The organism is Candidatus Poribacteria bacterium (assembly GCA_028820845.1).
Classification (GTDB): Bacteria; Poribacteria; WGA-4E; order WGA-4E; family WGA-3G; genus WGA-3G.
On record JAPPII010000080.1, the window covers coordinates 1 to 13,187 of the forward strand.

A 13,187-nucleotide genomic window follows, 5' to 3' on the forward strand; every position below is an offset into this window, starting at 1 on the left:
GTGATAACATTAAGAAAACTGAAATTGCCTATGTCCAAAACTACTTATTGCGTAACTATATACGGTATAATATTACATAATTCGGACAGGGTTACCACCACAACCAACCTCAAGTGTTGTATTTTTCTCACTCGCGGTAAAGCAGAAAGGTTAGAGATTTGAGACCATTTAATGGAATATAACCCCATCAGTATTATACATTATATAAGGAGTCAATATGTCAAACTCAAAGGATTTTACCGAAGGTGAATGGCTAACCGTCGCTGAAGCGGCGGAATATGGTAATATGCGCAAAACGACCATCTATGCTGCGCTGGAGAAGGGGCTTCCGCATAAAGTGAACGATAGTGGACATAAAATTATTAACAGGAATGCCCTTGAGCATCATTTCTGTCCGTTCAAGCAGGCTGTCAATTATAATCGAGCAGACGCAGATGCCAATGAACAAATTCAATCTGTCATCATTTTGCAACAGCAAGAAACTATAGCCTTATTGAAAAATCAGATCGAATATCTTCAAAGCGAACTGGATAGATTTCACGAAAGAGAGTCTAAGCTTTTAGCGTTAATTACAGAAAAACATGCGGAATAGCAACTCAATTTACTCCAAAAATGTGATTACATCACATCTCACAACGTGGACACGGTACAACCGCATCTTGAGAAGTCCAAAATCTGGACTATCCCCAGACCCCTATCTCACGTAATACCGACTTTCTGATTTTGCAGACCATTGTATATGCGGGATCAAACACGTTCCCCATATCATACTCTACTGCTTGTCCTAAAAGAATGTGTGCTGCGCGTTTCTCTAAACCGAGTTCATCTAACCACCGGAGGAGTTCCGTCGTTGCGTGTTGCACAGCCTGATCCAAGGGACGCGCATTGCCTGCTGTGAGAATATAATCATTGTTTTCCGCGCGGGGCCAGTTGATGCTTTTTCCCTTGCGGACTTCAACCGTAAATTGCACATCAAAAGAGATTTCAACACCAGTGCCGACAATTTCTCCATCCCCCTGTACAGCGTGTCCATCACCGAGGTGAAAGAGCGCGCCGGAGACGAAAACCGGGAAGTAGACGGTAACACCCTCCTGAAAACCGCGATAGTCCATATTGCCGCCGTGCGTAGAGGAGGTCGCCGTTGAGATCGCTTGTCCACGCGGGGGCGCGACACCGAAACATCCGACCATCGGTTCAAGCGGGAGCGTGAGTTTACCCAACTGTGTCTCTGGGGTCATCAACGTCGCCGTCCACTTTTCCACATCCACATGCCACTCTGCGCGTCCATTTTCTGGCATCTCGGACGCTACGTAGTGTGGATCAAGCACATTCGGTGCAACGACCAGAGCCGTCCGCCCAATTAAACGATTCGGAACTACCCGATCAAAGTGGACTGCTAATGTATCACCGGGTTCCGCCGATTCAACATAAAAAGGACCCGTCTGTGGATTGCCACCTGGGGTAACTTGCGTATCCGTGGCATCGTAGCCTGCGTTATCTACGGTCGTTGTGAAAACGGTGTCCCCGCTCTCAATATGAAGCACGGGTTCATGCGTCCCGATGGCCGTGTGATAGACTGTCGGTTCAAAGTGATGTATTGCCATTTTGAAATGTGTCTCCTCTTGTCAGTAGAGTTACAGTTATATATTAAGGTGCCAACAAGATACCATGTTTGAAAGATATAGTCAAGATAAGATCGGACTTACGAAGTGCCATTTTTGGTTGACATCTTCTCTGATACACGGTATGCTATATGTAACGTTAGGGAGGGTATTTTGAAAAAAGAGTCCGGATTATGGAAGAGTGTGCGGGACTTTTGGAAAACCGGAAAAACGGGTTTTGCATTGTTCCTGATTTCGCTCTTCGGTATTATCTACAGCTACATGGCATTGAATTATGAAATCTTGAGAGGCTGGAACGGGCACGTATCCGTTCAGAACGTTGTAAAAGACATTTCGGCATCTATTCCGGTCGCCGGTCTGTTAGTTGGGATTATCGTAGGAGGCATTGACGCTATCATGTTATTATCAGATTGGTATCTCGCAAGACAAGAAAAACGCATACAAGCAGCAGAAGAAGCAGCTAAAGCGGAAGGGCTTGAACAAGGCATTGAACAAGGCAAAGCAGAAGTGTATCAGCAGATTGCTGAATGGAACGAACGCAGAAAGGCCGCGGAGGCGCGTGGCGAATCCTTCGCAGAGCCACCCCCCGGCATAACACAAAATGGTTCAGAAAGATAAGGACTCCAATGAAAAAGATTTTTAGAAGCATGTTTAAAGACCAGATAAGCGTTGTGATCTTGATGATCACCCTACTCTTCACACTAATCACAAATGCCAACGCACAACACGACTGGACAGAACAGGTTGCCGCCTACAAACCGATGGTGGTAAACGTTGAAACCTCCTCCGAGGTCGTCTTTGAAACGGAAGCAAAAGGCACAAATTTCGCTACGGGTTTCGTTATAGACGCAGAACGTGGGATTATTGCCACGAACCGTCATGTCACTGGCAGCAGCCCCTCCTACGTTAAAATCAACTTCCACGACGGCAGCTTCACAGAAGCGCGTATCCTCTACTACGACCCGACACACGATTTCGGGTTTTATCAGATTAATCCCGAAGAGGTCGATTTTGAACTGAAAGCCGTCGAACTCGGCAAATGGGATACCCTCTCTCTTGGAGATGAACTCCTCCTCATCGGTAACAACGAAAAAGAGGAATATACGATCAAATTCGGAAGAATTACGAACCTCAACGTCAACAAAGGCGATCGACACTCCAGTTACATCCATACCACATTTGACCGGACAGGCGGATCAAGCGGCAGCCCCGTCTGGAATACCACGGGGCAAGTTATCGCGATTCATGCGCGGGGGACGGATACTTCCAGTTTTGAATTGCCCATTGACTACCTTCACGATGCGCTTGAACTAATTCAGAACAAGACATCAATCCAACGCGGTGAAATCGGCGTTGATTTGGAATTGGTCTCTATCGGCGAAGCCATCAAACACTTCAATTTTCCTGCAGCCTTGCGAAAAGAGATAGGTCCTTCTAAAGCCGGAACGCCAAAGGTAATTCAGATTGAGTCCATTGTGCCGAGGACAACAGGTGAAACCGTGCTTCGTGCATCCGACATCATCTATCGCATCAACAACGAACTTATCAAGGATGATCTCTACACCTTCGATGCAATCTTGAATCAAAACGTCGGAAAAAACGTCAACTTGGAGGTCTACCGCAACGGTGAAAACCTGAGTCTCGATGTACCTGTAGAGGACTTGGAGGCGAAGAAGGTGCAGCGATTCGTCAGATTCGGCGGTGCTGTTTTTCACGATATTACGCCACAACTCCGTCGGATACTTTTCTTAGAAGCCGATGGCGTTTATTTACCACATGCTGATGCAGGTAGCAGCTTCTCGCGGGTCGGTTTGCAAGAACGAAATGGAAACTCCAAGGTGGTCATTCTTGACATAAACGGAAAACAGATTCGCAATCTCGACGACTTCATCGAGGCGTGCCAAACGATTACTGATGGACAGCACACCTATGTCGTCGTCCGAGACTTCAATCTATTTGACAGCTCACCAACGCCGAAGAGTCTAACGGTTAACCTCAAATTCGGTCCACTATAGGAGTTTGAATGGAACTCAGAAATGTTGGATTGGAAAGAGGTGGGTGAAAATGGGGGTAAGTGACGATTTCTCAAGCCATTTTTGACTTGACCTATCCAACATACATCGGTTAACATATCTTCATGCGAAATTTTCTTTCTACTGCCCTTATTCTACTTTTCTTGGTTTTCAACAGCCATGAGACTGCCGATGCTGAGGCAAGCGTGACGATCTCACCCATGTACATCAGCGGGCAGCCCGGGGACGAACAGCCTGTTACAATCACTGTCCGAGATACGAATGGGGATCCAGCGAGTGATGTTCAGGTTCTCTTCCGAGTGAGTGACTGGACGGGAGTGTTCACCCCCACCATAGCCGTAACAAACAGCGATGGTATCGCGGAGAGTCTTCTAACCCTTCCAATTCGGAGTGCGACGATCTCTATCCGCGCCGACACCAATCCGCCAGTGCGCAAGTCTATGGACATTCGGGTTACATCTATACCCTACAGACTTGTAAAAGTTTCTGGTGACAATCAGAGCGGTGCGGCAGGGACACGCCTCCATTCGCCTTTTGTCGTGAGAGTGGACGATGTTAACAATTACGCGCTGCCCGGAAAATGGGTCACGTTCTCAATCGTCTCTGGTGGCGGACATCTCTCTGTAAGAACTATCAGAACAGACTTACGTGGGGAAGCCCAGACGCACCTCACCTTGGGCGATATAGCAGGCAATAACGTCGTTGAGGTAAGTGCCAGGGAGGTTTCACCTGTCCGCTTTCGTGCCACGGCTGTCGCTATCCCAGAAAAACTGGTAATTTCCTCTGGATCAGGCCAAACAGGGGTTCCAAAGCAGCGGCTTGCAGCACCATTTGCTGTGCAAGTCATAGATAATAACGGACATGGGGTTGAAAACGTGAGGGTCACGTTCAAGGTTACAGAAGGCAGTGGATACGTTTCGCCGTACCAGATACAGACAGACAAAGAAGGATTTGCCAAAACGGATTTTATCCCCCGAAATCGCGGCACCGTCAGCGTTGAAGCGACTGCCGACGGTCTCTCGCCTGTGACCTTCACTGTGCAGGTTGGCACTCCAGCGAATAAAGTGCACCGTATTTCCGGGAATGAACAGAAGGGCATACCGGGCAGCCCGCTTGGAAAACCCCTTGTGGTCGAAGTGCAAGACGTAAACGCTGAACCTGTTGTAGGAACTACAGTGACTTTCACGGTAATTGCTGGTAATGGGAGCGTCTCGGCTGCAATTGCGACGACGGATACCAAGGGGCAGGCGCGAACTTACCTCACACTCGGTAATAGGTATGGTGTGAACACCGTGAAAGCGAATGTCTTGGGTGTTTTTAGAGGCATCAGGTTTAATGCCACCTCACACATAGAAGTACTTACGCCTACAGCGACGCACCCACCGCTATATTGGATAGATACATCGACCGGCACCCTCTACCGCCTCGTTGGGACCAAAGTGGAAAATCTCGTGCCCAGCGTCCAGAATGTCACGAGCCTTGCTGTAGACGTGGCAGCGGGTAAGCTTTATTGGACGGCAAAGACGAGTGATAGAACTGGTAATATCCAACAAGCCGATCTCGATGGCAAAAATGTTCGACGGATTAAGGAATTAAGGAGCATCCCCTACAATATTGCGATTGACCCGACGCGAAAGAAACTTTACTTGACGAACAATTGGGGGAAGATCCAGCGGCTTAACGTTGATGGGACAAACTTTGAACCGAACTTTATCACGGGCTTAGATGCGCCGATGGACATCGCGCTGGATGCTGCGGGCACCAAAGTTTATTGGACGGAGGGTGCCGGCCGCATCGGGGGTGCCAACCTTAAGGGAAACCCAAATATCCGATATGTGTTCACGGGACCAGGGAAACCGCTGCGCATTGCTGTCGTTGAAGGCAAAGTCTATTGGATAGAAGGGTTAAACCAGAACAAGGGCAGAATTCGTCGCATCGGTTTTAAAGATAAGAAGGCTGAAGAACTCGGGACGCTCAGAAATGTACCGCGGGGGATCGCTGTTGACAGCATAGGGCGTAAACTCTATTGGGTGACCGATCGCGGCAAAATCCAGCGTTCCGATATCAACGGGCAGCGAATTCAAAATGTCGCCATAGGCCTCATCAGACCCGGAGATCTCGCCATTGATACCCCTGAAAATGTGCTTACAGAAACAGTTGTTGAAGCAACACAGATGGCACCACAGACGACGGCACTCCCTGATGAAACGCAGTTGCTTATTAACTATCCTAACCCGTTTAACCCGGAGACGTGGATACCCTATCACTTGGCGGAAAGCACAGGCGTGAAGGTGAGTATCTACGATTCGCAAGGTACTTTGGTGCGTGTGTTGATCCTCGGTCATCAAGCTGCGGGGTACTACACGAGCCAGAGTCGCGCAGCGCATTGGGATGGACGGAACGCTCTGGGTGAACGCGTCGCCAGTGGCATCTATTTCTACCAGTTGCAGACGGACGAGTTTTCGTCGATGCGGAAGATGGTTATTTTGAAATAGCGAACTGCAAAATATAGAAAGAGCCACAGCCTAACAGGCTATGGTACAGTAATCCGCAGTTCCAGAGAAATGAAATCGGATGCGAAGTGCTTCTCAAAAATCCTGGCATAGTTGATGTGGACGCCTCTCCACGCAAGTCCCATCCCGACTGTCAGCGCGCCGTTTGAAATGCCGAGTCGGATGGGGAGGAAAGGGAAGGGATGCCATTCAGTTCCGATATATAACTCAGGTGTTTCCCCTTCGGTAGAGATCGCTACATCTGTCGAAAATTGGAACGTAGCATAGCGGTAGGCAGCACCGAAGGTTAGCCATTGGATACCGTAACCCTCCAGATTTTGTGCAAGGCATCCGAATTTGAGATTCGGGCGCGGTTTGAAAAGCAAACCGAGATCGTAAGCAGCTTGATAACCGAAGAATTGATAGACATCCGATGGGTGTCTCCGTTTAAATTTGAGGCTTAATCCGGCAGCAGCATAAGGACCGAGTTGACGCGCGACCCCATAATAGTTGAAATCAGGAACACCACTATCAACACCGATAGCGATTTTGTTGCCCCAAAAAAGGCTATAGCCTCGGTAGCTATAGCCGATACCTTTTGGATCAAATCGGTAATCGTTGCGGTCGTGAAACTTGTTGACAGCAAAAAGTTGGACACCTTCCCACTGAATGAGACCAGCGGGGTTCCAAAAGCCGGCACTTGCATCGTCAGCAACAGCAGTGAACGCATTGCCCATCGCTAAAGCCCGCGCACCAACATAGAGCGGACGTGCGGATTCAAAGGGAAATTCTGTTTGCTCATACGATTCGGGGTTACAAACCCCTCCTACAGGAAGCAACCAGAGCAAACTTATGACGGTGTAGATAGTTCTCATCACCCGTAATTTAGCACGAAACACACAATATAGCAAGGGAATGGCTAACAGCGACCAACCATTAACAAAATGCAAGACACACCAGTCGGCACCCTCTACCTCGTCAGCACCCCCATCGGGAACTTAGAAGACATTACTCTCCGTGCACTCCGTATCCTCAAAGAGGTAAATCTCATCGCTGCCGAGGACACCCGCCAGACCCGTCGCCTCCTAACACATTACGACATCCAAACACCACTGACAAGTTACTTTGAAGGCAATGCGCAATCGAAGTCTAATAAACTGATTGAACGTCTACAAACAGGCGAGACGATTGCGCTTGTTTCAGATGCTGGCACCCCTATCATCTCAGACCCAGGGTATCCACTCTTGCGTGGGTGTATCGCCGCAGAAATCCCGATTGTTCCGATTCCAGGGGCATCGGCAGTCGTCGCGGCGGCATCCGTTTCGGGTTTACCGCTCCACAACTTCACCTTTGAAGGCTTTCTCTCTCCAAAATCAGGAAAAAGGAAACGCCAATTAAGTGTATTCGCTGATGAAGAAAGAACGTTAATCCTTTTTGAATCCCCGCATCGGCTGCGCCGTTTTCTTGAAGATGTTCTTGAAGTACTCGGCGAACGCGACATCGTCGTAACCCGCGAATTAACAAAACGGTTTGAAGAGATATTCCGCGGGAATGTCAGTGAAGCCCTTGAGAAATTCCGTAGCACCGAACCGCGGGGAGAATTTACAATCGTTATTGCCGGTAAAAGGAGGTCAGATAACAACTGAGAAGATTATGCAAATAGCAGTTATTGGTGCAGGACTTATGGGACACGGCATCGCGCAAGAGTTTGCAAGTGCAGGCTATCAGGTACATTTGCACGATGTCACCGAGGCACAACTCGAAACGGCACGCATTCAGATTGAGAAAAATCTCAACGTGCTTGCAGAGAATGCCATTATTGAACGGGAAAGCATCCGGACAACGTTGGAGCGAATTCAGACCGACACAGCACTTGAAGCCGTCGCAAAAGACGCTGACTTTGTTGTGGAAGCCGTCATTGAGAACTTACCGCTAAAACAGCAGGTGTTTGAGAAATTAGACGTAATCTGCCCGCCGCATGCAATTCTGGCAAGCAATACCACCGCACTCATGCCGAGCCAAATTGGTGTGAACGCTAAGCGCAAGGACAAGATACTCAACACGCACTATTTTAATCCGCCCTACTTGATTCCGTTGGTCGAACTCATCCGCAGCCCCGAAACCTCTGATGAAACGGTTAACGTAACGTTTGAACTCCTGACGACTATCGGCAAAACGCCTGCGATCATTGAAAAAGAGGTCCCTGGTTTCGTTGGACCGCGGTTGCAAGCTGCGCTGATTCGGGAAGCGTTCGCTATCGTGGAGCAAGGTATCGCCAGTGCAGAAACCGTCGATCTCGTTGTGCGGAACAGTTTCGGACGGCGGCTCAGTGTCGCCGGTCCTTTTGCGGTCTTTGAACTCGCAGGATGGGACTTGGTACTTGCTGCCTTTGAAGAACTTTACAAAGACCTCAACAGCTCATCTGACATCAATCCGCTCCTCCGAGAAATGGTTGCGTCCGGCAAACTTGGCGTGAAATCGGGAGAAGGTTTCTATGAATGGCAAGCAGATAGCGTTCAGACGATCCAAGCACAGATGAACGGTGCCTTGATAAAACAACTGAAAAGCGACAAAAACGGCGCGTGAATTATACAAAGCTTCGATCTGTCAGTAAAATTACGTTCCTATCGGTGATACTTGGACTGAGCGTACTGGTTTTGAGTCATGCCGCGCTTCGTGAGTCAGTAACCGACATCGTCGCCAAGTTTCAGAATGTGGAGACGCTTCGGGATTATATCGCTGGATACGGTGCGCTTGCGCCACTTGTCTCTGCACTCCTGATGGTGCTGCAGAGCGTTATCGCGCCGCTGCCTGCTTTTTTAATTACCTTCGCAAACGGCTTGCTGTTCGGGGTCTGGTGGGGTGCGGCGTTGTCATGGAGCAGTGCGATGCTCGGTGCAGCCCTCTGTTTTTTTATCGCACGCGCTCTCGGCCGACCCGTCGTTGTTAAACTCTTAAGTGAATCCGCTATGAATACGTCTGACAGATTCTTTCAACGCTACGGTCAACACACAGTGCTCATCGCACGTTTGGTCCCTGTTATTTCCTTTGACGTTATCAGTTACGGCTCAGGACTCACCAGCATGCGGTTTGTATGGTTTGCAGTTGCCACCGGTATCGGACAACTGCCAGCGACGCTGCTCTATTCTTACCTCGGCGACCGGGTGTCAGGGAGTATCAAAGCCCTGTTCTGGGCGTTCGGAATCGTCATAGCAGTTTCAATTATAATCTGGCTGGTGAAAACCAAAACATCTCACCATAAACATGTTTTATGAAAGGATACCTTATTGTCGCTCTCAGCTTTGTAATGATGACCTTCTGCTGTCGCTCAACAGACCCACAAAGTTTCACAGACAAACAGCGAAGATACCCTCGCGTCCGGACAGCGATTCAAGAAACAGACGCTTCACTTCGCAAACTGTTTGCCGCCGAGGGTATTGCGTATCCCCCGAAAGAAATCTTTATCCGAGCCTTCAAACAGGAGAAAATCTTGGAAGTCTGGGCGTTTTCAGCCGCCGATGCGGGTTTCAAACGGGTGAAACAATACCCTATCTGCCAGACATCAGGCAATTTGGGTCCCAAAAGACGCGAAGGCGATTTGCAAATCCCGGAGGGCTTTTATTATATTGACAGATTTAACCCCAAGAGCAACTTCTATCTATCGTTAGGACTTAACTATCCGAACCGCTCGGATAGGATTTTGGGCAGAAACGGGTGAAACAATACCCTATCTGCCAGACATCAGGCAATTTGGGTCCCAAAAGACGCGAAGGCGATTTGCAAATCCCGGAGGGCTTTTATTATATTGACAGATTTAACCCCAAGAGCAACTTCTATCTATCGTTAGGACTTAACTATCCGAACCGCTCGGATAGGATTTTGGGCAGAAAAGGTAGGCTCGGAGGCGATATATTTATACACGGCGGATGCGTCACGATCGGCTGCATTCCAATCACTGATGAATATATCAAGGAGATCTATTGGCTGGCGGTGCAAACGAAATCAAATGGACATTTAAAAATCCCTGTGCATATTTTTCCAACAAAATTGGACGATTACACAATGGCACGCTTAAAAAGCACTTTTCCGAATGATAACACCTTGATAAATTTTTGGGAAAACCTACAAATCGGGTATAATTGGTTTGAACGGAACCGGAAACTGCCGACAATCTCAATAAATCAACACGGTGAATACCAGTTTTCGGATGCTTCAGAAGAATAAAGGAGGCTCAAAATGATTCGTATAGGAGTCGTCGGAGTAGGCGGCATGGGCAACGCCCATTGCAATGCACTTCCGAACGTTGAAAATTGTGAATTTGTAGGTGTGGCAGACCTCCGCTTGGAAGCAGCGGAAGCCGTCGCCGAGCGGCATCAGATCCGAGCGTTTCAAGACTACCAGGAACTCTTTGACCTTGTGGACGGTGTCGTTGTCGCCACACCACCGATTGCACATACACAGGTCATCGTCGATGCAGCGGCAGCAGGGGTGCACGCCTTCTGCGAAAAACCGCTCTCCTTAACGCTCGCCGATGCGGATACAATGATTGCGGCATCGGACAAGGCAGGGACGCATCTGATGGTAGGACAAGTATTACGCTTCTATCCCGTCCACGAACTCGGTAAACAGATGGTAGACGCGGGTGACATCGGCGACATCACCTACATCGAAACCGATTATACAGGTCCCTACAATGCGCCGCGCACTCGTCCCGACACTTGGTACGGCACTGTCGGTGGACTCTTGGAAAACGGCATCCACAAATCTGATCTGATTAACTGGTTCGGCGGCACCGCGCTCACTGTCGCTGCTGAAGTCGGCAGTTTCTCTGGACATGACGATTGGGAAGACTGGACCCTCTCGCTCATCCGTTACGATTCGGGTGCGGTCGGTATCTTGCGGTGGGGCGGCTTCCTCGGTGCACGCGGAACGAATGAGACCATCATTGACGGCACAAAAGGCTCACTCCGCTTGGATATGCGAGCCGATCTCGCCTATTTCAAGAAACTCGGTGGCGATTGGGAGGAGATCGTTCCGAATCGCGATGGACCTCACGGGGTTGTCGGCGAACTCACGCATTTTGTCGATTGCATCCGAGACAACAAAACGCCTATGATTGACGGCAGAGGCGGCAAACACGCCGTAGAAGTCGTCTTGGCAACCTATCAATCGGCGAAAGAGGGAACCAAGGTCGCTCTGCCGATGTGAACCGAAGCATAAAGGGTTGGAAGGATGGAAGCGAGGATGGATGGAAAAGATGCCTCCGAATCTTCCAACCTTCCAATCCACCAACTTCTAAAGTATAATGATCTTCCTCGCGCTTAACATTGTCCTGCTCTCCGGGTTTGGGCTCTTCCTCAAGCACGCCAAGGATAACCAACAACGCCTAAATCCGATTGGCTTTATCAACTACCTCTGCGCTTTTTTTATCAGCATCTGGGTTTTATCGCAGGAACAAGACTTTGAATTCTCAAAACTGACCTTCGCGTTAGGTATATCAAACGGCGTGACCTATGCCGCTGGATTTGAGCTATTCACGCTCGGTATCCGGCTCAGTGGGATTGTCGTCACAGCTGCACTCGTCAGACTCTCAATCGTGGTCCCGATTGTGGTGTCGATGCTATTCTGGAAAGAGATTCCCAATCTCTGGCAAACCATAGGACTCCTCCTGACTTTCGTAGCGATTCCGCTCCTCAGCCAACGCGAAAAAGAGCCGACCTATAAATTCACACCCGATAGACCGGAAGTGAGTCAAGGCTTAGGGTTCGCTGTCGCTATCACAATCTTAATTATTACGGGTATCTCACGGCTCACTATGAAAGCCTTTAACGAAATGTGTCCTATCGACGAGAAATCGCTCTATATGAGTCTGCTTTTCGGTGTCGCTACGGTTATCTATTTAGGGATATGTCTCTATCAGCGAACGTGGCCGAACTGGTGGGAAGTCGCTTATGGGACTTTGATTGGTATCTGTAATGTGGGGGGGAGTTGGGCATTGCTGATTGCGCTTGACCATGTGAGTGCGCTGATTGCCTTTCCGATGTCAAGCTCCGGTGGTGTACTGTTCACGATGTTCGTCGGCATGGTGTTCCTCCATGAACGGCTGAGTCGGACTTCTATGATTGGTGCGCTGTTCGCAGCGATCGCCTTAATTTTTGTCAATTTGAAACCGTGATTCCCTCAGACTATTATCCTTTCCTATTCCCCAGGTTTCGTTATTTCAAAACGGGCCCATTCACTCCCGAAAATCCTTGACAATCCTTCGACAATTTCAAGCGATTCTGCCAACTTTTCAATAAAAAATCAAATATTTTCACTTTTCCTGCAGATTATGCACGTTTTGTGCCTAAAAATTACGACATTAATAATAGTAACTTTTAGATAAAGAATTAGGTGCGTTCACTTCTTTCAAAAGGAGGCACCTTTTCTATTTAAAAACGGTGTCTTTAATTATAAAAGGAACTTTCCTGAGATTGATAATTTACGATAGATAAACCGCTTATAAAGACCTAAGTTGCCACTAATTTTCAAATCGCATTTTTATATTTGTAGCGATGAGAAATAAAAAGAGTTTCAACTCAAATCCGGCAGCCGTCACGGCATGAATGGACTTGGGCAAAAGTTTTTCGACCAGACTCTTGGTCACTTCAACGCGTTTCCTGTAATGATGCTGTAAGTATACCTCGTGAGGGGGATACTGACGCTTGGCATTCTTCTTACGCAAGGGTTTGAACGTAATACCCACATCACCGAGGGCATCTTCAATGGCATAGTTACAATAGGCTTTATCTGCGTAAACCACCCAACCTTCTGGAAGATCAAACCTATAACACCGCATGCCTAAGACATCCTGACAGCCACCCGGCGTGAAGAACGCTTCAACGATTGCTCCGGTCTCAGATACCATCAGATGGACTTTGAGTCCGTAAAAATACCGGTGTTTGCTTGCGATCTTTCCGTGCCAAGTGTCGCCTACATACCTGCAACACCGAGAGATACGGATGTTATCACAAACACCTACAGGAAAGGTATCCACTGAA

At 48.5% G+C, this 13,187-nt stretch carries 14 protein-coding genes; 11 read left to right on the forward strand and 3 right to left on the reverse strand.

All coding sequences use genetic code 11. From position 1 onward, the window contains the following. Window positions 1-217: 217 nt before the first annotated feature. Entirely contained in the window at window positions 218-592 is a 375-nt protein-coding gene (locus OXN25_16180) for a hypothetical protein (GenBank protein MDE0426390.1), read from the forward strand. A gap of 88 nt (window positions 593-680) precedes the next feature. Here the strand turns inward: OXN25_16180 and OXN25_16185 are convergent, their stop codons facing one another. Further along, window positions 681-1,604: an acetamidase/formamidase family protein gene (locus OXN25_16185; GenBank protein ID MDE0426391.1), complete on the reverse strand. Its 924-nt coding sequence runs from the start codon at window positions 1,602-1,604 to the stop codon at window positions 681-683. 171 nt (window positions 1,605-1,775) lie between these two features. On the opposite strand from OXN25_16185, the gene OXN25_16190 reads away from it, so the two are divergent. The 3 genes from OXN25_16190 (at window position 1,776) to OXN25_16200 (ending at window position 6,150) form a co-directional block, all read left to right on the forward strand. Beyond that, complete coding sequence (locus OXN25_16190) at window positions 1,776-2,240, forward strand: hypothetical protein (protein MDE0426392.1); 465 nt, start codon at window positions 1,776-1,778, stop codon at window positions 2,238-2,240. Window positions 2,241-2,248: 8 nt separating this feature from the next. After that, window positions 2,249-3,637 carry a trypsin-like peptidase domain-containing protein gene (locus OXN25_16195; GenBank protein ID MDE0426393.1) on the forward strand — a complete coding sequence of 463 codons (1,389 nt, stop codon included), beginning with the start codon at window positions 2,249-2,251 and terminating at the stop codon, window positions 3,635-3,637. 122 nt (window positions 3,638-3,759) lie between these two features. Then, the gene (locus tag OXN25_16200) at window positions 3,760-6,150 is read left to right on the forward strand and encodes a T9SS type A sorting domain-containing protein (protein MDE0426394.1); all 2,391 of its coding nucleotides are present in this window, start codon (window positions 3,760-3,762) and stop codon (window positions 6,148-6,150) included. 38 nt (window positions 6,151-6,188) lie between these two features. Here the strand turns inward: OXN25_16200 and OXN25_16205 are convergent, their stop codons facing one another. Beyond that, window positions 6,189-7,022, reverse strand: a complete 834-nt coding sequence (locus OXN25_16205) for a hypothetical protein (GenBank protein ID MDE0426395.1) — start codon at window positions 7,020-7,022, stop codon at window positions 6,189-6,191. A 69-nt stretch (window positions 7,023-7,091) separates the two neighbouring features. Here OXN25_16205 and rsmI point away from each other — a divergent pair, with 69 nt between their 5' ends. From rsmI to OXN25_16240, 7 genes are all read left to right on the forward strand, one after another. Next, window positions 7,092-7,793, forward strand: coding sequence for a 16S rRNA (cytidine(1402)-2'-O)-methyltransferase (gene rsmI / locus OXN25_16210; protein MDE0426396.1), 702 nt, complete (start codon window positions 7,092-7,094; stop codon window positions 7,791-7,793). A 7-nt stretch (window positions 7,794-7,800) separates the two neighbouring features. Then, entirely contained in the window at window positions 7,801-8,733 is a 933-nt protein-coding gene (locus OXN25_16215) for a 3-hydroxyacyl-CoA dehydrogenase family protein (protein MDE0426397.1), read from the forward strand. Continuing rightward, window positions 8,730-9,422 carry a TVP38/TMEM64 family protein gene (locus OXN25_16220; protein MDE0426398.1) on the forward strand — a complete coding sequence of 231 codons (693 nt, stop codon included), beginning with the start codon at window positions 8,730-8,732 and terminating at the stop codon, window positions 9,420-9,422. The genes OXN25_16215 and OXN25_16220 overlap by 4 nt, the downstream gene beginning before the upstream one ends. Then, window positions 9,419-9,865: a hypothetical protein gene (locus tag OXN25_16225; GenBank protein MDE0426399.1), complete on the forward strand. Its 447-nt coding sequence runs from the start codon at window positions 9,419-9,421 to the stop codon at window positions 9,863-9,865. The genes OXN25_16220 and OXN25_16225 overlap by 4 nt, the downstream gene beginning before the upstream one ends. Then, window positions 9,862-10,371, forward strand: coding sequence for a L,D-transpeptidase family protein (locus tag OXN25_16230; GenBank protein ID MDE0426400.1), 510 nt, complete (start codon window positions 9,862-9,864; stop codon window positions 10,369-10,371). The genes OXN25_16225 and OXN25_16230 overlap by 4 nt, the downstream gene beginning before the upstream one ends. A 12-nt stretch (window positions 10,372-10,383) precedes the next feature. Then, window positions 10,384-11,355 carry a Gfo/Idh/MocA family oxidoreductase gene (locus OXN25_16235; GenBank protein ID MDE0426401.1) on the forward strand — a complete coding sequence of 324 codons (972 nt, stop codon included), beginning with the start codon at window positions 10,384-10,386 and terminating at the stop codon, window positions 11,353-11,355. A gap of 97 nt (window positions 11,356-11,452) precedes the next feature. Further along, window positions 11,453-12,322, forward strand: coding sequence for an EamA family transporter (locus tag OXN25_16240; protein ID MDE0426402.1), 870 nt, complete (start codon window positions 11,453-11,455; stop codon window positions 12,320-12,322). 345 nt (window positions 12,323-12,667) lie between these two features. Here the strand turns inward: OXN25_16240 and OXN25_16245 are convergent. After that, window positions 12,668-13,187 (reverse strand): transposase (locus tag OXN25_16245; GenBank protein MDE0426403.1); only part of this gene is annotated, 520 nt, incomplete at its 5' end.

Excerpts from the sequence above, each read along its gene's own strand:
- OXN25_16180 (MDE0426390.1), top strand. The coding sequence starts at position 218 with ATGTCAAACTCAAAGGATTTTACCGAAGGTGAATGGCTAACCGTCGCT.
- OXN25_16185 (MDE0426391.1), bottom strand. The coding sequence starts at position 1,604 with ATGGCAATACATCACTTTGAACCGACAGTCTATCACACGGCCATCGGG.
- OXN25_16195 (MDE0426393.1), top strand. The coding sequence starts at position 2,249 with ATGAAAAAGATTTTTAGAAGCATGTTTAAAGACCAGATAAGCGTTGTG.
- OXN25_16200 (MDE0426394.1), top strand. The coding sequence starts at position 3,760 with ATGCGAAATTTTCTTTCTACTGCCCTTATTCTACTTTTCTTGGTTTTC.
- OXN25_16205 (MDE0426395.1), bottom strand. The coding sequence starts at position 7,022 with ATGAGAACTATCTACACCGTCATAAGTTTGCTCTGGTTGCTTCCTGTA.
- rsmI (MDE0426396.1), top strand. The coding sequence starts at position 7,092 with ATGCAAGACACACCAGTCGGCACCCTCTACCTCGTCAGCACCCCCATC.
- OXN25_16215 (MDE0426397.1), top strand. The coding sequence starts at position 7,801 with ATGCAAATAGCAGTTATTGGTGCAGGACTTATGGGACACGGCATCGCG.
- OXN25_16225 (MDE0426399.1), top strand. The coding sequence starts at position 9,419 with ATGAAAGGATACCTTATTGTCGCTCTCAGCTTTGTAATGATGACCTTC.
- OXN25_16235 (MDE0426401.1), top strand. The coding sequence starts at position 10,384 with ATGATTCGTATAGGAGTCGTCGGAGTAGGCGGCATGGGCAACGCCCAT.
- OXN25_16240 (MDE0426402.1), top strand. The coding sequence starts at position 11,453 with ATGATCTTCCTCGCGCTTAACATTGTCCTGCTCTCCGGGTTTGGGCTC.